The organism is Rhodonellum psychrophilum GCM71 = DSM 17998, from assembly GCF_000381545.1.
GTDB lineage: Bacteria > Bacteroidota > Bacteroidia > Cytophagales > Cyclobacteriaceae > Rhodonellum > Rhodonellum psychrophilum.
The window spans coordinates 1-22,351 of record NZ_KB906685.1; the positions used below are offsets into that span (position 1 = coordinate 1).

A 22,351-nucleotide genomic window follows, 5' to 3' on the forward strand; every position below is an offset into this window, starting at 1 on the left:
AATACCTTATGCATCTCCCCATTTCTTAAATAAACATCAATGGTAGATTTACTCACATCAATTCCAATAAAAATTTTAAATTTCATAGCTTTACAGTAGTTTAAAGTGAAGTTGCTAAAACTATTACCTTTAGAAGGTCTGCTAACCTAAAATTCTAACTGGTTCTTCAGCAACTGAATTAAAGAATGGGGACTAATACAGGCAATAGGTCTCAAAACCTGGCCGGACGAAAAGTTCACCCCATTCTTTTTTTTCTTTAAGTTACTTTATCGGAGATAATTTACCAATAAAGAACGCTCTGAAGTGATGCAAAGAACATTTCTTAGAAATTTTATATTTTGCAAATCTAAAGGCTGGGCAAGGCTGATTCGGAAATGAACCAATTCCCTGCTGATGGAATTCATCCTACCGATCTCTTCACCTTTCATGATGGCAGACACCAAAAAAGTAACTTTTTGAACGGCATTTATTTTCTTGAAGAGAATGACCTCAATCTCCGAAAGCCCCTCCAGATAATTCTTGGTTTTTGAAAATTGTTCCACCTCTCCGGCATGTGTTAAGAGCTTACTCAAACATTCCATTAGAATTTTGGAATAGTATCCACTTCCTTTATTCAGGCGATCCATCAATTGGTTTTCTTCATTTTTCTGAAGAAGAAAAAATAGTTGGTTTTGAAATTTTTGAGAATTAGTTTCTTCCTTGATCAGGTCTTCCTGCAACAGTTTCATTGCATTTTTCATCTCTTGGTCTTCAAACTCCATACTGCTTTCAAACATTTTTGAAAAAGCGCTGATGGCTTGAATAATCTCCTGAAAATCAAATGTGCCTTGAAGGAGTTTTTCAACGTATTTCTTTTGGTGGATAAGCAATAATCTATCAAGAGACTCTTGTTTATCGGTATTTTTTGTGAAATTGACGACTTCTTGATCACTATAGATAGCGTTGGATTGAATACGGGTTTTTAATGTCAAACCTTCCAGTCCCCTTAGGCGACTGAGTGCGACATAAACTTGGCCCGACGCAAAAGCTTCTCCCACATCGATGATAGCCTTGTCAAAAGTCAGACCCTGACTTTTGTGCACGGTCACTGACCAAGCCAGTTTAACCGGATATTGCTCAAAAGTTCCAATTACCTGCTCTTCCAATTCTTTGGTAGCATCGTTGACCGCGTATTTTTTATTTTCCCAAACCTCTCTTTTGAGGGTGTATTCCAAATTGTTGTCAGCCATAACCACTGTTACTTTCTCACCATTGATGGTTTTTACAAAAGCCATTTTGCCATTAAAAAAATCAGATAAACCACTTGTGTCGTTTTTAATAAACATTATTTGGGACCCTTCCTTCAATTCCAATGATTTTGGCAAAGGAAATAAGCTTTCCGGAAAATCCTTTTCAACAATTGCTTCAAAAAAATGGGATTTTGTTTTTAAGGATTCCAATTCTTTGCGATTGTGTTCCTCCGCTTTGTAATTGTGGGTGGTAATGACAATTGTATCCTTTAATGTTTTGATTTCTTCGGGAGTTTTGTAAAATTTATTAAGGAAGGAAATGTCTTCTTGTGTGGTTTTGTTGTTTCGGAGGTTATTGAGAATGTGGATGAATTTCTCATCCTTTTGTCTAAAAATCTGATCCAATTCGACATATACCATTCCGGATACTTTAAGAGCAAGTGCTTCATAAAAGTGCATGCTTTTGTAAAATTTACCCAAAAGCTGCCATTCATGCTCCTTTACAATCGGCGGAAGCTGAAAAAGGTCTCCAATCATCAAAACTTGTGCCCCTCCAAAAGGCTCATTGAAATTTTTCTTAACACTCTTCATCCGGTAGTCAATTGCATCTAAAACATCGGCTCTAAGCATACTCACCTCATCTATAATTAATAAATCAACAGATTTGAGGACGTTTTTTCTTGCTGAATTTAGGTTGTGCCTTTTCCCCAAGGTGTATTGGGTGTAGAAATTGGCATTGGTGCCAAAATTACCTTCGGGTTCTCGGGTAGGTAAAAAGCTTCCCAAGGGCAAAAGAAACTGAGAATGAATCGTCACGCCTTTGGCATGAAGGGCAGCGATACCCGTTGGCGCCAAGACCACATGGGTTTTATGTGTCAATTCGATCAGATTTCTCAGGAAGGTTGTTTTTCCAGTACCGGCCTTCCCCGTCAAAAATACAGGGCTGTTTGTACTGTTGATAAAATGTGCCGCAATTTCCAGCCTATCCGTTTTTAGAATTTCCATAATCTTAAAAATAAAACAAATTCGCAAAGCTCATGGTGGAATAAGCGTTTAAGTTCGTAAAGTTTTCAAAAAAACGTAACTTTGTCATTGATGGATAGTTGTCATACTAATTATTAAAACACGAACGAAATGTCCAAGAGCATATTGGTAACAGGTGGAACAAAAGGGATTGGAAGGGCAATCATAGAACGATTTGCCAAAGAAGGTTTTGATATCTATACCTGTTCAAGAAATGAATCCGAATTGTTGACGCTCAAGCAGGATATTGAAAGCCGTTTTCCGGATCAAAAGGTTTGGGTCAAAAAAGCTGATCTTTCCAAGAAAGAAGAAGTATTGGGTTTTGCAACTGCAGTAAAGGCACAAGGTATTCCGGATGTCCTGATCAACAATACTGGCGTCTTTTTGCCTGGGGCAATCCACAGCGAGCAAGAAGGTAATTTTGAACTCATGATGGAAACCAATCTATATTCGGCCTATTACTTGACTCGGGCATTTACAGATGAATGGATTAAAAGGAAAAGTGGTCATATTTACTCTATTGGGTCCATAGCAGGACTTACCGCCTATGCCAATGGAGGGAGTTATGCCATTTCCAAATGGGCCATGCTGGGTTTTACCAAATGCTTGAGACAAGAATTGATGCCGTATAATATCAAGGTAACATCGATCCTTCCGGGAGCTACTTACACCGCAAGCTGGGAGGGGGTTGATTTGCCGATTGAAAGGTTCATAAAAGCAGAAGACGTTGCAGAAACTGTTTGGGCATCTTATAACCTTTCCCCGTTCTCAGTTGTTGAAGAAATAGTAATCAGACCCCAATTAGGGGATTTATAATATCAGGATGGAAACCAAAGCGCTTTTTGACCCAATGAATTACTGCAATAGCCTCACGACTTATTCCAGGAGGAAGACTATCCCCGTGAAAGTTGGTGATGTATTCATCGGAGGAAATCACCCCATCGTAGTACAATCCATGACAACGGTGGATACCATGGATACTTTGGGGTCTGTGGAACAATGCATCCGAATGATCGAAAGTGGTTGTCAATTGATCAGGTTGACTGCACCCAGTATAAAAGAAGCAGAAAATCTCCAAAACATCAAGGATGAATTGAGGAAAAGAGGGTACAATACGCCTTTGGTGGCGGATATCCATTTCACCCCAAATGCCGCCGAAGTAGCCGCTAGGATTGTTGAAAAAGTGCGGATCAATCCTGGTAATTATGCAGACAAAAAGAAATTCGAAGTCATCGAATATACAGATGAAAGTTATCAAGAAGAACTGGATAGGATAAGGGAACGATTCCTTCCGTTGGTGAATATTTGCAAACAAAATGGCACTGCCATGAGAATAGGAACCAACCATGGTTCTCTTTCAGACAGGATCATGAGCAGATATGGGGATACGCCTCTGGGTATGGTTGAATCAGCCTTGGAGTTTTTAAGGATCTGCGAAGATGAAAATTATTTCGATATCGTCATTTCCATGAAATCCTCCAATACCCAGGTCATGGTTCAGGCCTATAGATTGTTGGTCCAAAAGCTGGATGAAGGTGGTTTTAAACCCTATCCTCTGCATCTGGGCGTGACGGAAGCGGGTGATGGAGAAGATGGCAGGATTAAATCTGCAGTTGGAATCGGTACTTTGCTGGAAGATGGCTTGGGTGATACCGTAAGGGTGTCCTTGACCGAGGATCCGGAATTAGAGGCTCCGGTAGGAAGGGAATTGGTGGATAGATACGAACATAGGACTGGTCATCACCAGATAAAAGAAATTCAACATTACCCAATTTCTCCTTTTGAATACAATAAACGACAGACCTTGGAAATCTATAATTTCGGAGGAACAAATGTGCCAAGGGTAATTACCGATATTTCTTCCATTTCCCAGATTTCTGAAAGAGAAATGAAAAATCTTGGACACCATTATCTACCTGAATTGGACAAGTGGAAAATGAACGACCAAGGTTGTGATTATGTTTTTTCGGGAAGTAATCCCATCCCATTTATGTTGCCAAATGGAATGAAGGAAATCCAACATTATCCCATTTGGTTGAAATCAGAAGATAAAATCAATAAGTTTCCAGCATTGAGTGCAAAGGAATTTAAGGAAGAAAAACATTTCCATACTGGATTGAATTTCCTTGAATTGAATGACCAAGAAGTAGAAGGAATCATTCCCTATCTTGAGGAAAGAAAGGATGTAGTGATCATCCTGAAGAGTGAAAATGCACACAATATGCCTGCTCTGCGGAGGGCCTTTGTGGAATTGATCGAAGGAAACAATCAAATACCAGTGGTGGTACAGGTGAATTATCCTTTTGCAGATCCAGATAAGATCATGCTGTATGCGGCAACGGATGTAGGAGGTTTATTGGTGGATGGACTCGGGGAAGGGATCATGATTGCTTTGAATCATGATGAACAATATGAGAGGGTGAATATCCTGCAACAGGTAAAACTCCACAATTCAGTCAGTTTTGGGGTCTTGCAAGCTGCCAGAACAAGGATGTCAAAAACTGAATATATCAGCTGTCCTTCCTGTGGGAGAACTTTGTTTGACCTTCAGGAAACAACGGCTATGATCAGAAAACGTACAGACCATCTGAAAGGAATTAAAATCGGGATTATGGGTTGTATTGTCAATGGACCTGGGGAAATGGCAGATGCTGACTTTGGTTATGTAGGTTCCGGGAAGGGGAAAATAACCCTTTACAAAGGAAAGGAAGTGATCAAAAAGTCGGTTCCTTCTGAACGTGCCGTAGATGAATTGATCGAAATCATCCGGAAGGATGGAAGATGGATAGAACCAGAAGTATAAGTAAAATCAAATAATAGGGCTAAGACAAAGGGAAAATGGCAAATAGCAAAATCAAGGAGTTTTTCCAATTGGGAGAATTGGGTAATTATTTCTTCAGGGTTTTTCAAAAACCCGATCCAAACAAAAAAAACAACATCAATCTTCGCATGATGCATGGAATCAATAAGATATCCATTGTCATGTTCTTGGCGGCGATTATCATCTGGATAATCAAAAGACTCGCCTAATAAGAGCATTCGAAATTATTGTTCACCAATCCTTCTTACATCCAATTGAACAACTTGAAATGCTTCACGCATTTTGATAGATATGGGTTGAAAAAATGACCATCACTTTTTTTAGAGAATATTGTTTGTCCAAAAAAGGGGTGACGGAAGACACACCCTTTGATAAAAACACACTTTGTTTTAAGGTGGGAGGGAAGATATTCGCCATTATCGATATAGAACTTTTTGAAAGTGTGAATCTCAAGTGCGACCCGGAATGGGCAATTGAACTTAGGGAAAGGTACGATGGAATCGTTTCCGGTTTCCACATGAACAAGAAACACTGGAATACGGTGTTTTTTGGAAGGGATGTCGCAGATAAAATGATTTTGGAATTGGTGGATCATTCCTATGCGCTTATCTTTGACAACCTGCCCAAAAATACGCGGGAATCTTTACGCCCATGAGTTTTTTAATTGCCCGAAATATTTCAAAACAGTACGAAAACGAGCATTTAGCGCTAGATAATGTTTCCATTTCTTTGGAAAAAGGGAAGGTCATTTCCTTGATAGGAGAGAGTGGGTCTGGAAAAAGTACCTTGCTAAGGATATTGGCAGGTTTGGAAAACCAAGATTCGGGAGAAGTTTATTTGGGTGAAAAAGTGATCCAAAAACCGTCCGAAAGACTGGTCCCCGATTATGACGAGGTGAAATTGATCCATCAGGATTTCAGCTTGTATCCAAATTCTACCGTAAAGGAGAATATTGCAAGACCCTTGTTGAAATACGAAAAAGACTATGCTGAGCAAAGAATCGAGGAAATACTTGGTTTACTCAACTTGGATGCCCACAAGGACAAATTCCCAAGGCAGCTCTCTGGCGGTCAACAGCAAAAAGTCGCCATCGGAAGGGCATTGGGTCCAGAGCCGGAGCTTCTTCTACTGGACGAGCCGTTTAGTAATTTGGACATCATCCAAAAGCGTGAATTGATTTATGAACTTCGGGAGATTTTCGAAGTCCTCCAGATGACAGTTGTTTTTGTTACGCATGATTTGGATGATGCCTTACAGCTCAGTGATACATTGATTGTGATGGGCAAAGGAAAGATCCTACAGGAAGGGAATGCCGCGGAACTCAACACCCGTCCCAATAATTTGTATGTGGCAAAGTTGTTCAGTCCACTCAACCCTATTCCAGGAATGGAAAATACCTTTGTTCGCCCTTCAGATTTGACGCTTTTGAAATCCAATGGGATCAAATGCAGAGTGTTGGTGAGTCAATACTTGGCGCAGTTTAATTTATTGACTGTCAGACTTGAAACATCCGGTGATATATGGAAGGTCCAAGACAACCAGCGAAGATTTGAAGTGGGCAAAATCCTTTGGCTAAGATATGATGAAGACAAATTGTTGCGTTTTTGAATTCCGTTCCTGCCCAAATCCAAAAAAAATTAGATAATAATTTTTCCCTGGATTTTTTTGGAGTCGGAATAGGGTATTTGAGATAGTCCAAGAATAAAAAAACCCTTCTCCTTGGCGTTTGGACCAAAAAAAAGGGCTCTTCAAAATCAAGACCGTTTAGTCATTGTCATGGTCAACGCCATGCGCACCATGGATATGACCGTGTTCGATTTCTTCGGGACTTGCTTCCCGAACTTCAAATATCTCTCCTTCAAAATGCAGATCAAATCCCACAAGTGGATGGTTGAAATCCAGTAAAACCTCTTCGCCAAGGTCTTTTAAGACTTTTGCTTGCATCGGATATCCATTTTCATCCATCAAGGGAAGGAAATTACCTTCTTCCAGCATCTCAGGCTCAAATCCATTTTCATTTGAAAATTGGTTTTTGGGCATTGACATGATCAAGTCCTCTTGCGCTTCACCATATGCTTCGGTGACAAGTAGGACAAAACTGAAAGTCTCCCCAACTTTTTTTCCGGCAATTTCTGCTTCGAATTTTTCCGGCAAGCCACTATTGCCAAACAAAAAATAAAAAGGATCTTCTTGGTCCCTGACTTCCACGCTAAATGGAACAGATTCTATTGCCTCCTCGTCCTTACTGACCTTTAATTCAAAAGTTATTCCGACTACTGTGTTTGTTGCTATTTCCATTTTTTATCGATTTGTCCCAAAGTTAGGGATTTTGATTTTATTTGTGCCAAAGAGACCTGGGATTCAAGCTATTTTATGGCTCCATTTATCATGATTGCCATGATGGAGAGCATTGTTAAAACAAAACATAAATATATCCAAACCCATCTTTTTTGAACCGTAAAAAAAACAGAAAACAGAAACAGCGTAAAAAAGAGCAATCCAGAAATCAGGGTGACACTAAGATAGAGTGCCTCAGATTCGTGAAAGTAGGGGTATTCCGATTCAATGGAGGGTTTTAAAACCAACTCCTTCTTTAGCAATGCAAAATTGACCCATTCCTTTAAGTAGGAAAAAGCAAAAATGCCAGAGGTTAAAATGCCTGCAAAGGAAATAAAAAATTTATTCATGACATATCCAAAAGGCTATCTTGATAGAGAAGAACTTCATATCAAGATAGCCCTGAATTTTAGGGTTAAAGGACAATATTGATGATTTTCCCAACTACAACAATCACCTTTTTTGGAGATTTTCCTTCCATCCACTTAAGGACTGTTTCGTTTTCCAAGGCGATTTTTTCAATTTGCTCTTTGGAGAGGTTCAGAGGGAGTGGAAGTTTGGCTCTCATTTTCCCATTGATAGACACTGGATATTCGTGGTTGTTTTCAACCAAGAATTCTTTTTGGAAAACAGGGAAGGAGGCATGTGTAATTGAGTTTTCATGACCTAACAATGACCAAAGTTCTTCCGCGATGTGAGGAGCATAGGGTGAAAGCAAGATTACCAAAGGTGTCAAAATCTCTCTTTTGTTGCATTTAAGGGCAGAAAGCTCATTCACACAGATCATAAATGAAGACACAGAAGTGTTGAACGAATAATTATCCAAATCCTCTTGGGTCTTTTTAATGGTTTTGTGAAGTGTTTTCAATTCTTCTTGAGTCGCTGGTTCTTCGGAAACCCCAAAATCGCCTTGCTTGTCTTGAAAAAGTCTCCATAATTTTTTCAGGAATTTGGAAACGCCATCAATGCCATTGGTGTTCCAGGGCTTAAATTGCTCCAAAGGACCCAAGAACATTTCGTAAAGCCTCAAAGTATCTGCCCCATATCTCTCGATGATGTCATCGGGGTTTACAACGTTGTACTTGGATTTGGACATTTTTTCCACTTCCGCTCCGCAGAAGTATCTTCCGTCTTCCAAGATAAATGTTGCGTCTGCAAGATCGGGTCTCCAAGTTTTGAATTTTTCAATATCCAATTGATCATTGTGGACGATATTTACATCTACATGGATGGAAGAAGTTTCATACTGATCGATCAATCCCAAACTTACATAGGTGTTGGATCCTTTTATTCTGTAGACAAAGTTGGATCTTCCCTGAATCATCCCCTGGTTGATCATTTTTTGGAAGGGCTCTTCGATGCCTACTGCTCCAATGTCAAACAGGAATTTGGTCCAAAATCTGGAATAGAGCAAATGGCCTGTAGCATGTTCCGCTCCTCCGATATAGAGATCAACAGCCCCCCAATATTTTGAAATCTCGGGATCTACGAATTTATTTTCATTCTTGGCATCCATGTATCTGAAGAAATACCAGCTTGATCCTGCCCAGCCGGGCATGGTGCTTTTTTCCAATGGGAATTCGCCCTCAGCTGTTTTGTAGGTCCAATGTGCAGCTCTGGCCAAAGGTGGTTCCCCATCTTCCGTTGGTAAATATTTATCCACCTCTGGCAATACCAAAGGCAAGTCTTTTTCTTCTATCAAATATGGCAATCCCTCTTTGAAATAAACAGGAAGGGGTTCTCCCCAATAGCGCTGACGCGTGAAAATGGCATCGCGCATCCTGTATTGGATTTTCCCCTTGCCGATTTTCTTTTCCTCGAGAAATTCGATGGCCTTGACCATGGCATCCTTCATCCACAATCCGGAAAGAATGCCTGAATTGATGATGAGCCCACCTTTTCCTGGAAAAGAACCGTTTTCCATGCTTCCGTCTATCACCTGTCTGATTTCCAGACCAAAATGTTTGGCGAAATTGAAATCCCTTTCGTCATGTGCAGGCACGGCCATGACAGCGCCTGTCCCATAGCCAGCCAGTACATAATCGGCTATCCAAATCTGGATTTCTTCCCCATTGAACGGGTTGATGGCATAAGAACCGGTAAATGCACCGGATATTGTTTTCACGTCGCTCATTCGATCCCTTTCGGATCTGTTTTTTGCGCCTTCTATGTAGGCGGAGGCATTTTCTTTTTCCGCGGGGGTCAATAGTTCGTTTACCAATTCATGCTCTGGAGCCAAAGCCAAATAAGTAACACCAAAAATAGTATCGACTCTTGTCGTAAAAACTTTTATTTCTTTGTCATGTCCCTTGATCTGGAATACCATTTCTGCACCAATGGATTTCCCAATCCAATTGCGCTGCATTTCTTTTATGGGATCTGTCCAGTCAAGCGTATCCAGCCCAACCAAAAGACGTTCTGCATATGCCGTGATTCTCATGCTCCACTGCATCATCTTCTTTCGTTCCACTCGGTGGCCTCCTCTTTCGGAAAAACCATCTTTCACCTCATCATTGGAAAGCACGGTTCCCAGTGCAGTACACCAATTGACGGTCGTCTCTGCCAAAAATGTCAATCGATATTGCAAGAGGATTTCCTGTTGAATCCTTTCAGGAAAAGTTTTCCACTCGTCTGCAGAAAATAGAGTAGGGTTTTCATCACAAACGGCATGAACCTTTGAATTTCCACTTTCTTCGAATTTTTCAATCAGAGCGTGTATGCTTTTTGCTTTGTCCTCGGATTTGTCATAATAGCTGTTGAAAAGCTGCATGAAGATCCATTGGGTCCACCGGTAATAGGAGGGGTCGGAAGTCCTTACCTCTTTGCTCCAATCAAATGAAAAACCTATATTCTTAAGTTGCTCAGTGTATCTTTTGATATTTTCTTCAGTGGTGATGGCAGGATGCTGTCCAGTCTGTATGGCATATTGCTCGGCAGGAAGACCAAAAGAATCATACCCCATTGGATGAAGGACATTGTAGCCTTGTAGTCTTTTGAACCTGCTGACAATGTCAGAGGCAATGTAGCCCAGCGGGTGACCTACATGGAGTCCTGCCCCTGAAGGATAGGGGAACATGTCAAGGGAATAGAACTTGGGCTTTTTGGGATCAACCTTAGCATTGAAAATCTGGTTTTGTTCCCAGTATGCCTGCCACTTTTTTTCTATTTCCTGAAAATTATACTCAGACATTTTTGGTAAATGGTTTAGGTTTTTAACGATTGTTTGCAAAAATAGAAAAAAAGATGGGAAATGGTTGAGGATTTGCGAGAATAGAGGGAAATGAAATATCATTCTGGCGCATATAATAAACCTAAAACCAGCAATATTCCTTTCCTATAAATATTCCGATTTTACCACCACCTGAAGCGTTTCTCATAGATTCGATCCCTGAAGATCCAGTTGTCCCAAATGTCAGGAGAAAGGTAGATTTCTAGGCCGATATTGAATCCCAGATAGCCATCAAACTTTTCAGTCAAGCCGGAACCTCGTCTCACACGGCCGTTGTTCCGAAGGATTTTGTCAATATCAGGTTCCCCGTTTTCTTTGACAAAATCGGGGTTTCTAATGGCCAAACGGAGTCTGTCCGGGTTAGTTCCATTTCCATTTACCCCATAATCATTGACCAGGTCCAAATAGAATTCCTTGACATTATACGCGCTGATATCATCCATGTAATCCGTCAATGTCCATCGATAATTCATTTCGACAATCATATCCATATACACGTTGATTTTGTATTTCATTCCCAAGCCTGTAGGAAAAACCATGATGAATTTTTCATATGGATTGTTCTCTAACTGATAGGGCCTGAGTGATACCCACTCCCCACGGAGCTCTGCTTTAGGATCATTCGAAGAAACGCCTATACCCGCAAATGCATAAAGATTGAAAAGATGTCGGGTGATGTTGTAGAGTTTTACGGGTTTGAGATGGTATTCGCCGATTAAGGAAGCTTCCCAATTTTGGGCCCTGAAATGGAGATTTCTGGGGGGGCGGTTACTCCTTGGGTCAGCAGGGGGATCTTGTCCCGAAATCTTATAGTAAGAAAATTCTGCCCTTGCCTTGATTCTCGTTCCCATTGTATACCTGGCCGCAATGTTTGCGTTGAAATCCGGTTGTATACCTTCGTTGTATTTCCAGAGGGAATACAATTCACCAAAATACTGCGTAGGACCCAAAGAAGCTGAAACAGACCATGGCGCTTCAAATTTATACCGGTTGAAACTTTGAGAGAAAGCCACATGAGTAAATGCCCACAGAAAAGTAAGTAGAATTATTTTTCTCATTTATTCATGGTTGGAAATCCACAGCCCTGAGACTTTGTTTGGAAATAATTAAGCTTCACGAAAATAATATTAATTTTTTAATTTATCCATGCCTGAAACAATATGAATGTCCCTTTGTGGAAATGGAATCTCTACGCCTTCTTCACTGAAACGCCTGAAAATCTCATAATACAATTGGCTTTTCAGGACTTTTGGTTTGTTGGTGAACTCCGATGTCCAGACCCTTAGGAAAAAATTGAGGCTGTTGTCACCAAATTCATCAAAGAGAACATCTGGTTTCGGGGATTTCAAAATACCATCATGTCTATTCGCAACCTCAATGAGGATTTCCTTGATCTTGGCTGGGTTTTCCTTATAAGAAACGCCCACTGGAAAATTAAATCGGATCTTGGAGTCATTGTGGGACCAGTTGATGACCTGACTGTCGATAAACTGGCTGTTTGGGATGATGACACTGATGTTGTCATTGGTGACAATGGTAGTGGACCTGGCCGAAATGAGAATTACATCACCCGAAATATCTCCCACTTCGATTCTGTCGCCAACCTTTATGGGCTGTTCAAAGAGAATGATCAGACCGCTAATGAAATTATTGGTGATATTCTGAAGTCCAAAGCCGATACCAACACCTACGGCACCCGCAAGAATCCCAAAGGCACTCAGGTCAATACCGTTGGTCTGAAGGATTGAAAAAAGCCCTGCTATAATAAGGATGTACTTCACAATGGTGGCTACGGACTGCCTTGTTCCTGGCCCAATATTGTATTTGACCAATATTTTGGTGACCAATATTTTTTTCACCCATTCAGAGACTACGAAAAGAAAAACGATTGAAAAGACAAGGGTGAGCAGCAAACCAAGCGTCAGATTGGATTCTCCCATCGAGAAAAGCCTAAGATTCATAAAATCATTGAAAAATTCCAAAATATTGGAAAACCCCTCTTTTTTCACTTCGCTTGACTTTTCTTCCATGATTTATTGATTTTCAACAGTTAAATTTCCTCTGAAATATAACTTGAATATGATATAAATAAAATTGGGATGAATATTGTTTACAATCGAAAGATAGTATGGTTTGGGATTAGAGAAACTGAATTTTTAAAATAAATGATTGAATTTTAATTAATTTTGCGGCATGAGTAAACATAAGGAAGAATTAGAACATCGATTAAAGTTAAGGAATATAAAACTATCTGATTACGATGATATTAGGGAAATCATGGTTTCCATTTATAAGAACGAAGGTGGGGCATGGACGAGGGAAGAACTTAAAAATCAATTGAAGGCCTTTCCTGAAGGTCAGATTTGTATAGAGGACAATGGGAAAGTAGTCGCGGCAGCTCTCAGTCTGGTTGTGGATTATGCCAAATTTGGAGACAATCACACTTATGATCAAATCACTGGTTTCGGAAAATTTGACACCCATGACAATGATGGAGACACACTATATGGTACTGATGTTTTTGTAAGCGGGGAATACCGCGGAATGAGATTGGGCCGAAGATTATATGATGCGAGAAAAGAGCTTTGCGAAAATCTGAACTTGAGGTCGATCATTGCAGGTGGGAGGATCCCCGGGTATTCCAAATATGCGGATCAAATGTCCCCAAGAAAATACATAGACATGATCAAAAGCAAAGAGATTTTTGATCCCGTTCTTTCCTTTCAGTTGGCCAACGAATTTCACGTCCGAAAGGTCATTACCAAATATCTGCCCGAAGACAAGGATTCCAGAGCTTTTGCCACACTTCTGGAATGGATCAATATTTATTACGAAAAAGAGGAAAAGCTGATCGGAAATAAAAAGTCCATCGTTCGCTTGGGTTTGGTGCAATGGAAAATGCGTAGATTCAACAATGTGGATGACCTGATGCAGCAGGTTGAATTTTTTGTGGACACCATTTCTGGATACAAATCAGATTTTTGCCTTTTGCCGGAATTCTTCAATGCACCGCTATTGGCAGAATTCAATGACATGGACGCCTCAGAATCCATCCGCCACGTGGCGGAATATACAGATGAGATCGTCACCAGAATGAGGGATCTGGCTCTTTCTTACAATGTGAACATCATCGCCGGAAGTATGCCGGAATATGATGGCAAGAAACTCCGGAACGTAAGTTACCTCTGCCGAAGGGATGGGACAACTGACAAGCAATACAAGCTGCATATCACTCCCGACGAACAGTCCTATTGGGGACTTCAGGGTGGAAACGGCATTAAGGTTTTTGATACGGATGCCGGAAGGATCGGTATTTTGATCTGTTACGATGTGGAATTCCCTGAATTGGGTAGGATACTTGCCGAGCAGGAAATGGATATACTGTTTGTTCCTTTTTGGACAGATACCAAGAATGCATTCCTTCGGGTCAGCACATGTGCCAAGGCAAGAGCAGTGGAAAATGAGTGTTATGTGGCCATTACCGGTTCTGTAGGGAATCTCCCAAGGGTGGAAAACATGGATATTCAATATTCTCAGGCAGCTATTTATTCGCCTTCTGACTTTTCCTTCCCTCATGATGCCGTCGTTGCTCAAGCCTCAGTCAATGCGGAGACTACGATTGTTGCCGATGTTGATTTGGATTTGTTGACCAAGCAACGAAAAGCGGGGAGTGTTAGGAATTTGGACCAGCGAAGGTTGGATCTTTATTCCATCCAATGGAAGAAAAAGAAATAAGATGCAGAATTATTTATCGGGTCTTACCGAAAGTATTAAGAAAAAAGCCTGCAAAATCAAGCTGATCATCACCGACGTGGATGGCGTTTTGACAGATGGTGGAATCATCTACGATGACAATGGGCTGGAATACAAGCGGTTCAATGTCAAAGATGGGCTGATCGTTCATCACCTCAGGAAAAACGGGATCAAAATCGGGGCAATCACCGGAAGGAATTCCAAAGTAGTCGCAGATCGCTGTGACGAATTGAATTTTGATTTCCACTACCATGGAGTCAAAGACAAGGGTCAAAAACTGGAAGAGGTTTTGAAAGATCTTGGCTTTTCCCATGATGAAGTGGCCTATTTGGGTGATGATTTGATTGACCTTCCAATTTTGACTTTGGTTGGACTGGCCGTTTGTCCGGCTGATGCACTTCCCTATATTCAGGAAAGAGTGCATTTTGTGTCTTCCCGGAATGGTGGGGAGGGAGTCTTCCGGGAGCTTGGAGATCTTATCCTGGAATCCAAAGGTTTATTGTCTGGAATTATTGAAAATTTAGTAGCGAAAAAACATGAATAGATTCACCCAACCCATGAAAATCACGGAAAATGTGATTTTGGGGAAAGAAAAACCAGTTTTGTTTGCGGGACCCTGTGCCGTGGAAAGTTTTGACATCTGCATAGAAATAGGAAGTACGGTAAAAGCATTGGCCGAAAAATTCGGGTTTTCCTATGTGTTCAAGGCATCCTTTGATAAGGCAAACAGAACCTCTTCTGGATCATTTCGGAGCATTGGTATGGACAAGTCTTTGGAGGTGCTTCAAAGAGTCGGAAGGCAATTGAACGTTCCATTGGTTACCGATATCCACGAAAGCTACCAAGCCGCGGAAGTGGCTGAAGTGGTGGATGTCCTGCAGATACCTGCATTTTTATGTCGCCAAACAGACCTTCTTTTGGCCGCGGGAAATACAGGTAAGGCAGTAAAGATCAAAAGGGGGCAATTTATGGCTCCTGAAGATATGGAGTATGCCGTGTCAAAAGTCAGGTCCACCGGAAATGAAAATGTTTGTTTGACGGAAAGAGGATTTTCTTTGGGATACCATAATCTTGTCGTGGACATGAGAGCCTTGCCGATCATGAGACAGTTTGCTCCGGTTGTTTTTGATATTACCCATAGCGTCCAACAGCCGGGCGGACAAGGCGGGACAAGTGGAGGCCAGCGGGAATTTGCGCCGTTTTTGGCAAGGGCTGCTGCGGCTACCGGAATCGATGGGTTTTTTATCGAGACCCATCCGGAACCTGCCAAAGCCTTGAGTGATGGACCAAATCTCATTCCTCTGCACAGAATGGAAGCTTTTCTGGAAATGCTGAAAGAATCTTGGGAAATGGGAAGAAAATACCAAGACTTCAACGTCGAATAAAGGCCTTCTGAATAGGATATTCCAACTACTTTCATTTTTTAATATCTGAGAAACTTATTCTTTCAAAAATTTGCGGTGCAGAGTAGAATTGTTGCCCAGACAACATTTCTATTTTGCACCCATAAAGTTTCCTGAGGGATTAATTGTCAAGCTTAATCATGTACAGTGCCGAAGCAAATTGACCATTTGCTTCTTTCCATTAAATCCTTTTTGAATTGAAAGCGGAATACACTTTATTTACTTCCAAAAGACACCCAATATGAATATTTACCCATTTCTGAAGACCGGTTTGTTGGCCACCGGTTTTACAATTTTAACATCACTTTCTTTCGCGCAATCTTGGGAGGTCTACGATCAAAATTTCCAATTGACTTCAAGGATAGAGTTTGATCACATCAGCATATTGGGGGAATCCGTGAGGATAAGTTCCATGGGAAATGAACTCAACCTATTGGGAAAGGATTACCGCTCTTTTTTAAACCTCAAGGGTGAATCGGTTTACCAATACCTAGAACCTTGGATCATTGTCAAGGGACCAAAAGGTTTGGGGGCATTTCATGAGTATGGTGAAGAGGTTTTTCCTTTGGAATATGATGACATTCAGATTTTTTACACCAAGCTTTTGGCCCAAAAAGGAAATGCATTTTGGGTATATGATCGCGTCAAAAAGAGCACAGTTTCCATAGGGACATTTGATCAAGCTCTTTTGGCCAAAAATGGCCAAGTGATCGCTCAAAATGAAAAAGGTTTTTTTCTCCCTTTGTCAAAAAATCCGGGCAAGGTTTTCAAAAAGCTTCTTGAGGTCAATGAAAACTTTCTGATTTCTGATGAGGATACAGGTTTTGGTTTGATCAATCGGGAAGGGGAGTATATTCTTGAACCGATTATTGATGAATTGATACATTTGGAGGAGAATTACTTCTACGCATTTGATGGCAAACAATATATGTTGATCAAAGCAAGGGAAGAGAGGGCCGATATTAAATATACTTCCTATCATAAAATCACCTTGGGGCAAAACAACATGATGCTGGAATATATCCATGGCAAACTGCGCAGGGTCATGGACAATGAAGGCATACTTTTGGATCAAACCGGAATGGAAAAAGTGACTCAGGTGGGATATAAAAAATACAATGTTTACCTGAGGGACAAAAGTGTAGGTCTATTGGGAGAAGGAGGTTGGCTTGTGAATCCTGTTTTGAACTTAGAAACTATTTTACCGGGAAAGGAAAACCTTTATGGCGCAAAAAAAGAAGGGAAATACGGATTTATCAATAAATCCGGACAAATGCTGATCGAAAACAGGTTCGATGAGATATCAGTTTTTTCGGAGGGATTGGCCGCAGTGAAGCGCAATGGATTGTGGGGTTTTGTGAATAAAGCAGATCAAATAATCGTTACTCCGCAATTTGAGGAAGTACTTGACTTTCACAATGGGCTATCTGTTGTCAAGCAAAACGGGAAATCAAATTTGATCGATAAAAATGGGGGTGTGCTTTTGGGAAACTGGTATTCTCGCATTTCAATTGCTCCTGATAATTATTTCATAACGGAGGAAAACGGTCTTTTTGGATTGATAGACGCCTCCGGCTTGGAGATAGTGGGGCCCAAATTTAACGAACTGAGAAGGGAGACCCAAGATAAAATCGTGGTGAAGATGGGAGATAAATTTGGTGTGATGGACGAATCCGGAAATTATTCCTTACCTATTTATTACAAAAACATAATATTTGATCAAGGCACCAATAAAATTCTGGTGGAAGATCGATATCAATTTATGCCTGCAGCGGCAGTCGAAAAAGAGATTAAAAAGAAAAGAGGGGTTTGAAACCCCTCTTTTTTTGTTTATTTTTTGTCACCGGATTTGTTTTTGGTGCTGTCTCCCGCACTTCCGGAATCCGTTCCGGCGATAGAGGATCGCATATCCGTGTCGGATTTAATGTTTTCCATCCTGTAGTAATCCATAATGCCCAGTTTTCCTGATCTGAATGCCTCAGCAATGGCTTTTGGAACCTCAGCTTCAGCCTCGATTACCTTTGCACGCATTTCTACAGCTTTCGCTTTCATTTCTTGTTCCAAGGCAACGGCCATTGCCCTTCTTTCTTCCGCTCTAGCTTCTGCCACTTTCAAGTCGGCAGACGCTTGGTCGATTTGAAGCTTGGCGCCAATATTTGTTCCCACATCGATGTCAGCGATATCGATCGAGAGGATTTCAAATGCAGTTCCTGCATCCAAGCCCCTTTCTAACACCAATTTCGAAATCCTGTCAGGATTTTCCAATACACTTTTGTGGTTTTGTGAAGAACCTATTGAAGTCACGATTCCTTCGCCAACACGCGCCAAAATCGTTTCTTCTCCCGCTCCACCGACCAACTGTGCGATGTTTGCTCTTACCGTTACCCTCGCTTTTGCAATCAGCTGAATCCCATCCGCAGCCACAGCAGCCACATTTGGGGTGTTGATCACCTTTGGGTTTACGGAAATCTGAACTGCCTCGAAGACATCTCGACCCGCTAGGTCTATTGCTGTGGCTTGTTTAAAGCTCAGCGCAATATTTGCCTTATCAGCGGATATTAGGGCCCTAATTACATTTGGGACGTTTCCGCCTGCCAAGAAATGGGTTTCCAAATCATTCGTAGTCAGGTCTAATCCCGCTTTGGTTGCGGTGATCATGGCGTTGACAATGATTCCCGGGGGAACCTTCCTGATTCTCATTCCGATCAATTCTCCGATTCCTACTTTCACGTTGGAGAAGACTGCCGTGATCCAAAGATTTACGGGAATAAAATAAAGGAAGACAAATAACAAAATCAGCCCGGCAAAAGCTGCAAATAAAATAAAAGCCGAATTGGTCATTTCCATAGTTTATGATTTTACGATGATTTTATTGTTTTCCAATTTGTGTATGATGACTGTTTTTCCGACGGGGATCAAGCCTGCTTCTGATTTAACTTCATAGATTTTATCCAAAAACTCAGCTTTCCCAATAGGTTTGATGTCAGAAACCGCCTTGCCTTCAAGTCCAAGGGTCAATCCCAATAGCCGATCATCAAATGTTCTATTGGAGATGGTCTCTTTCAAGGCAAATTTCTTCCAAACCCCTGATTTGAACCCATAAAAAAGGGCTGTAAAATTCACCAATATAGTGATTCCTAAAATCATCCACGCAAGTTGACTGTCAAGCTTTATGAATGCGTAATAAATGCCTGCTGCGGTCACCAGAACTCCCAAAAGCCCAACCAAAGTTGTCCCTGGGACAAACAAAATCTCCAATAATACAAGGATCAATCCGATTGTCAAAAGGCTCCCTAAAATCAACAAAGTCATAATTGTCTATTTTTGTTCAAATTAGGTAGATTAATTGGTTTCAAAAAACCATAATCCCAATCTTCGTAGGAATAACTGTTTAAAACTAAAAAAATCTGAAATCATCAAAAAATAAATCGATGGATTCCAAAACCATAAAACCTGAATTTAGGATTTGGGGTTCTGAAATCCATCGATTATATACATATATTATCAATACGCTCTTGCGAAAAGTACCCGACCACTTGATGGTTGGCCAGTAAGGATACACTTTCCTTCCTCTTCTTTCCTGTCCAAGGGAATGCATCTGATCGTGGCCTTGGAAAGTTCCTTGATTTTTTCCTCGGTTGCAGTAGTACCATCCCAATGCGCGGAAACAAAGCCTCCCTTGTTATCCAAGATAGATTGGAATTCTTCCCAAGTATCTGCTTCGGTGGTCATTTCATTTTTGAATGAAAATGCTTTTTGATAAATATTTTCCTGGATTTCATCCAATAAGCCAATGATGTAATCTTCAAGAATGACCCCGTCCAAATGGATTGTTTCTTTGGTTAAGGTGTCTCTTCTTGCGATTTCAAGGGAATTGTTTTCAAGATCTCTTGGACCCAAAGCGATTCGAATGGGCACTCCCTTCAGTTCATATTCAGCAAATTTCCATCCCGGTTTGAAAGTGTCGCGGTTGTCGAATTTTACCGAAATTCCTTTGGCTTTCAATTTGGCCATGATTTCTTTTGCCTTTATGGAAAGGATTTCCAGTTCTGCATCCCCTCTGTAGATGGGGATAATCACCACTTGAATAGGTGCCAGTTTGGGAGGAAGCACCAGTCCATTGTCATCAGAGTGCGCCATAATCAAGGCACCCATCAAGCGCGTGCTTACACCCCAAGAAGTTCCCCAAACATACTCAAGTCCACCTTCCTTCGTTGCGAATTTCACATCAAAAGCCTTGGCAAAATTCTGCCCCAAGAAGTGGGAGGTACCTGCTTGAAGTGCTTTTCCATCCTGCATCATGGCTTCGATGCAGTAGGTGTCCACCGCTCCTGCAAAACGTTCGTTTTCAGTTTTGACTCCTTTGACCACAGGCAATGCCATAAATTCTTGTGCAAACTGGGCATAGACGTTCATCATTTGAACGGTTTCATCAATGGCTTCCTGTTTTGTGGCGTGGGCGGTGTGGCCTTCCTGCCATAAAAACTCCGAGGTTCTTAAAAACAAGCGTGTCCTCATTTCCCATCGGACCACATTGGCCCATTGATTTACCAATAGGGGCAAGTCACGATAGGATTGGATCCAGTTTTTATAAGTACTCCATATCACTGTTTCCGAAGTGGGCCTGACGATCAATTCTTCCTCCAATTTTGCGTCTGGATCCACGATCACAGACTTTCCGTCTTCAGAATTTTTCAACCTGTAGTGGGTCACCACTGCGCATTCCTTTGCAAAGCCTTCTATGTGGCTGGCTTCTTTGGAAAGATAAGATTTTGGAATAAACAAGGGGAAATAGGCATTTGAATGTCCGGTTTCCTTGAACATGATGTCCAGCTGGGCTTGGATTTTTTCCCAAATGGAGTAACCATAGGGCTTGATCACCATACAACCTCTAACCGCCGAGTTTTCAGCGAGGTCGGCCCTTTTTACCAATTCATTATACCACAATGAATAATCTTCGCTTCTTTTGGGCAATCCTTTACTCATCTCTTATTTGTTGGTTTCAAAAATCTCTTTATCTTCGCTTGGAAGAATAGTGGGCAAATATAAATTAAAAAATTATAACCCTCTCCTATAACGAACGTATATAGTTATAGTGTTAAATAAAATACCAAGCAAATGAAAAAATTAAACACATTCGCAGTCTTAGGAGCAGGGTTAATCGTGATGTTAAGCTCATGTTCTACCAGTTACAATGCCATGAAAGGTGAGACTGACGATTTATATTTTATGGCATCGGATGCAAATCTTGCCACTGAGTTTGCTGTTAATAACAACAATCCCCAAAATTTTCAATCTCTTAAGAATGTCAATTCGGCTGAATTTGAGAAAGAGAATTTTTCTGCGAGAAATGTGAATCCAGAATATATCGCCAAATATCAAGCGGAACAAAACGCAGGATCGGAAAATGAGACGGTTTATTTTGATGAAGCTGATGCACAGGCAAATCAAGGCAATATCAATGTGTACAACAATTACAGCAGCAATGCTGGGAATTTCAACTCAGGTTTCGGTAACCCGTGGATGATGAATTCCATGTTTATGGGAGGTTTTTCACCTTTTGGAATGGGCATGGGAATGGGCATGATGTCACCTTTCGGAATGGGATTCTACGATCCTTTTTGGGGTCCTTCCATGGGTATGGGCATGATGTCTCCCTTTGGCTTTAGGCCAGGATTCAATCTTTCCATCGGGATGGGATTCGGTTTTGGAAATCCTTGGATGAGGAGGGGATTTGGAATGGGATTTTATGATCCTTTCTTCGGAGGTTTTGGCCACGGAATGGCATTTGGAGGCATGTATCCAGGCTATGGTTTTGGAGGCTTCGGTAGACCAATTTTTGTCCTTCCTGGGTCAGAATTCAACAACCGTCAGATTGTAAGAGGGGCCAGACCTACACGTGGTGCAGGATTGGCTACTACTACCAGCAGAGCGAATGCTGCTGCAGTACCAAGTACCTCAAGAGCAGCCGCGAGAAGGGATGCTACATCCAGTCGGTCTTTGACCTCTACCCCTAACGCAAGGCAGTCAAGCCGTGATTTCGGGAATAGTCAAAACGATTATTATGGAAATTCCAGAAGTAGAGTTGCTGGAACAACTTCAGCAGCACCTTCCACAAGAAACGTTGGATCTGCGGCAATGAGCCGTACAGGAAGCAGAGTTGGAACTACCAATACTGCCCCAAATACCAGAAACATGGCTCCGAATACCAGAAATACAAGATCAACTTATGGAACTACACCATCCAGAGGTTCATCTCCAAGTTACAACAGGAATGCGAGTCCTTCTTACAATAGAAGTACCAGCCCAACAAACAGAACGGTTGCACCTTCAAGAAGCGGCAATTCAACCCCAACTAGAAATTCTTCTCCATCTTATAGCGCACCAAGCAGAAGCACTGGTGGTAGTGTAGGAGGAGGAAGCGTTGGAGGAGGAAGAAGTAGCAGCGGTGGTGGTGGCGCCAGTTCTGGAGGATCAAGAGGAGGAAGGGGGAATTAATTCCCCTTTTTTTTTATCTTTTTTTTAACTTTCTCGTTAAATCAAATCTATACTTTAT

General features: G+C 41.3%; 18 protein-coding genes. 10 read left to right on the plus strand and 8 right to left on the minus strand.

From position 1 onward, the window contains the following. Positions 1 to 266: 266 nt before the first annotated feature. Positions 267 to 2,234 carry an ATP-dependent DNA helicase gene (locus F824_RS26130; RefSeq protein ID WP_019599166.1) on the minus strand — a complete coding sequence of 656 codons (1,968 nt, stop codon included), beginning with the start codon at positions 2,232 to 2,234 and terminating at the stop codon, positions 267 to 269. A 129-nt stretch (positions 2,235 to 2,363) separates the two neighbouring features. Here F824_RS26130 and F824_RS0117205 point away from each other — a divergent pair, with 129 nt between their 5' ends. From F824_RS0117205 to F824_RS0117225, 5 genes are all read left to right on the plus strand, one after another. Beyond that, positions 2,364 to 3,068: an SDR family oxidoreductase gene (locus F824_RS0117205; RefSeq protein ID WP_019599167.1), complete on the plus strand. Its 705-nt coding sequence runs from the start codon at positions 2,364 to 2,366 to the stop codon at positions 3,066 to 3,068. Positions 3,069 to 3,075: 7 nt separating this feature from the next. Then, on the plus strand, positions 3,076 to 5,055 hold the full coding sequence (ispG, locus tag F824_RS0117210) for a (E)-4-hydroxy-3-methylbut-2-enyl-diphosphate synthase (protein WP_019599168.1): 1,980 nt from the start codon (positions 3,076 to 3,078) through the stop codon (positions 5,053 to 5,055). A 35-nt stretch (positions 5,056 to 5,090) separates the two neighbouring features. After that, complete coding sequence (locus F824_RS0117215; protein WP_019599169.1) at positions 5,091 to 5,282, plus strand: DUF6728 family protein; 192 nt, start codon at positions 5,091 to 5,093, stop codon at positions 5,280 to 5,282. 95 nt (positions 5,283 to 5,377) lie between these two features. Then, entirely contained in the window at positions 5,378 to 5,728 is a 351-nt protein-coding gene (locus F824_RS0117220; protein ID WP_019599170.1) for an MmcQ/YjbR family DNA-binding protein, read from the plus strand. Further along, positions 5,725 to 6,681, plus strand: a complete 957-nt coding sequence (locus tag F824_RS0117225) for an ABC transporter ATP-binding protein (RefSeq protein WP_019599171.1) — start codon at positions 5,725 to 5,727, stop codon at positions 6,679 to 6,681. The genes F824_RS0117220 and F824_RS0117225 overlap by 4 nt, the downstream gene beginning before the upstream one ends. A gap of 156 nt (positions 6,682 to 6,837) precedes the next feature. Here the strand turns inward: F824_RS0117225 and F824_RS0117235 are convergent, their stop codons facing one another. The 4 genes from F824_RS0117235 to F824_RS0117255 all read right to left on the minus strand — a co-directional run bounded on the left by F824_RS0117235 (position 6,838) and on the right by F824_RS0117255 (position 12,669). Continuing rightward, complete coding sequence (locus tag F824_RS0117235) at positions 6,838 to 7,371, minus strand: FKBP-type peptidyl-prolyl cis-trans isomerase (protein ID WP_019599173.1); 534 nt, start codon at positions 7,369 to 7,371, stop codon at positions 6,838 to 6,840. 454 nt (positions 7,372 to 7,825) lie between these two features. Then, positions 7,826 to 10,600 (minus strand): leucine--tRNA ligase, encoded by a 2,775-nt coding sequence (gene leuS / locus F824_RS0117245; RefSeq protein ID WP_019599175.1) that lies wholly within the window; start codon positions 10,598 to 10,600, stop codon positions 7,826 to 7,828. Between the two features lie 161 nt (positions 10,601 to 10,761). Further along, positions 10,762 to 11,697, minus strand: a complete 936-nt coding sequence (locus F824_RS0117250) for a hypothetical protein (protein WP_019599176.1) — start codon at positions 11,695 to 11,697, stop codon at positions 10,762 to 10,764. 69 nt (positions 11,698 to 11,766) lie between these two features. Next, positions 11,767 to 12,669, minus strand: a complete 903-nt coding sequence (locus F824_RS0117255) for a mechanosensitive ion channel family protein (RefSeq protein ID WP_019599177.1) — start codon at positions 12,667 to 12,669, stop codon at positions 11,767 to 11,769. 163 nt (positions 12,670 to 12,832) lie between these two features. On the opposite strand from F824_RS0117255, the gene F824_RS0117260 reads away from it, so the two are divergent. The 4 genes from F824_RS0117260 to F824_RS0117275 all read left to right on the plus strand — a co-directional run bounded on the left by F824_RS0117260 (position 12,833) and on the right by F824_RS0117275 (position 17,608). Next, on the plus strand, positions 12,833 to 14,374 hold the full coding sequence (locus tag F824_RS0117260; RefSeq protein ID WP_022582146.1) for a bifunctional GNAT family N-acetyltransferase/carbon-nitrogen hydrolase family protein: 1,542 nt from the start codon (positions 12,833 to 12,835) through the stop codon (positions 14,372 to 14,374). A gap of 1 nt (position 14,375) precedes the next feature. Beyond that, positions 14,376 to 14,936: a KdsC family phosphatase gene (locus tag F824_RS0117265; protein WP_019599179.1), complete on the plus strand. Its 561-nt coding sequence runs from the start codon at positions 14,376 to 14,378 to the stop codon at positions 14,934 to 14,936. Continuing rightward, complete coding sequence (kdsA, locus tag F824_RS0117270; RefSeq protein WP_019599180.1) at positions 14,929 to 15,777, plus strand: 3-deoxy-8-phosphooctulonate synthase; 849 nt, start codon at positions 14,929 to 14,931, stop codon at positions 15,775 to 15,777. Before F824_RS0117265 ends, kdsA begins: the two co-directional genes overlap by 8 nt. 259 nt (positions 15,778 to 16,036) lie before the next feature. Next, complete coding sequence (locus F824_RS0117275) at positions 16,037 to 17,608, plus strand: WG repeat-containing protein (protein ID WP_019599181.1); 1,572 nt, start codon at positions 16,037 to 16,039, stop codon at positions 17,606 to 17,608. Positions 17,609 to 17,625: 17 nt separating this feature from the next. Here F824_RS0117275 and floA read toward each other — a convergent pair whose 3' ends face one another. The 3 genes from floA to proS all read right to left on the minus strand — a co-directional run bounded on the left by floA (position 17,626) and on the right by proS (position 20,781). Next, positions 17,626 to 18,642, minus strand: coding sequence for a flotillin-like protein FloA (floA, locus tag F824_RS0117280; RefSeq protein WP_019599182.1), 1,017 nt, complete (start codon positions 18,640 to 18,642; stop codon positions 17,626 to 17,628). A gap of 3 nt (positions 18,643 to 18,645) precedes the next feature. After that, entirely contained in the window at positions 18,646 to 19,107 is a 462-nt protein-coding gene (locus tag F824_RS0117285) for an NfeD family protein (protein ID WP_019599183.1), read from the minus strand. Between the two features lie 192 nt (positions 19,108 to 19,299). Further along, the gene (gene proS, locus F824_RS0117290) at positions 19,300 to 20,781 is read right to left on the minus strand and encodes a proline--tRNA ligase (RefSeq protein ID WP_019599184.1); all 1,482 of its coding nucleotides are present in this window, start codon (positions 20,779 to 20,781) and stop codon (positions 19,300 to 19,302) included. A 132-nt stretch (positions 20,782 to 20,913) separates the two neighbouring features. On the opposite strand from proS, the gene F824_RS0117295 reads away from it, so the two are divergent. After that, positions 20,914 to 22,293: a hypothetical protein gene (locus tag F824_RS0117295; RefSeq protein WP_026333775.1), complete on the plus strand. Its 1,380-nt coding sequence runs from the start codon at positions 20,914 to 20,916 to the stop codon at positions 22,291 to 22,293. Positions 22,294 to 22,351 lie beyond the last annotated feature (58 nt).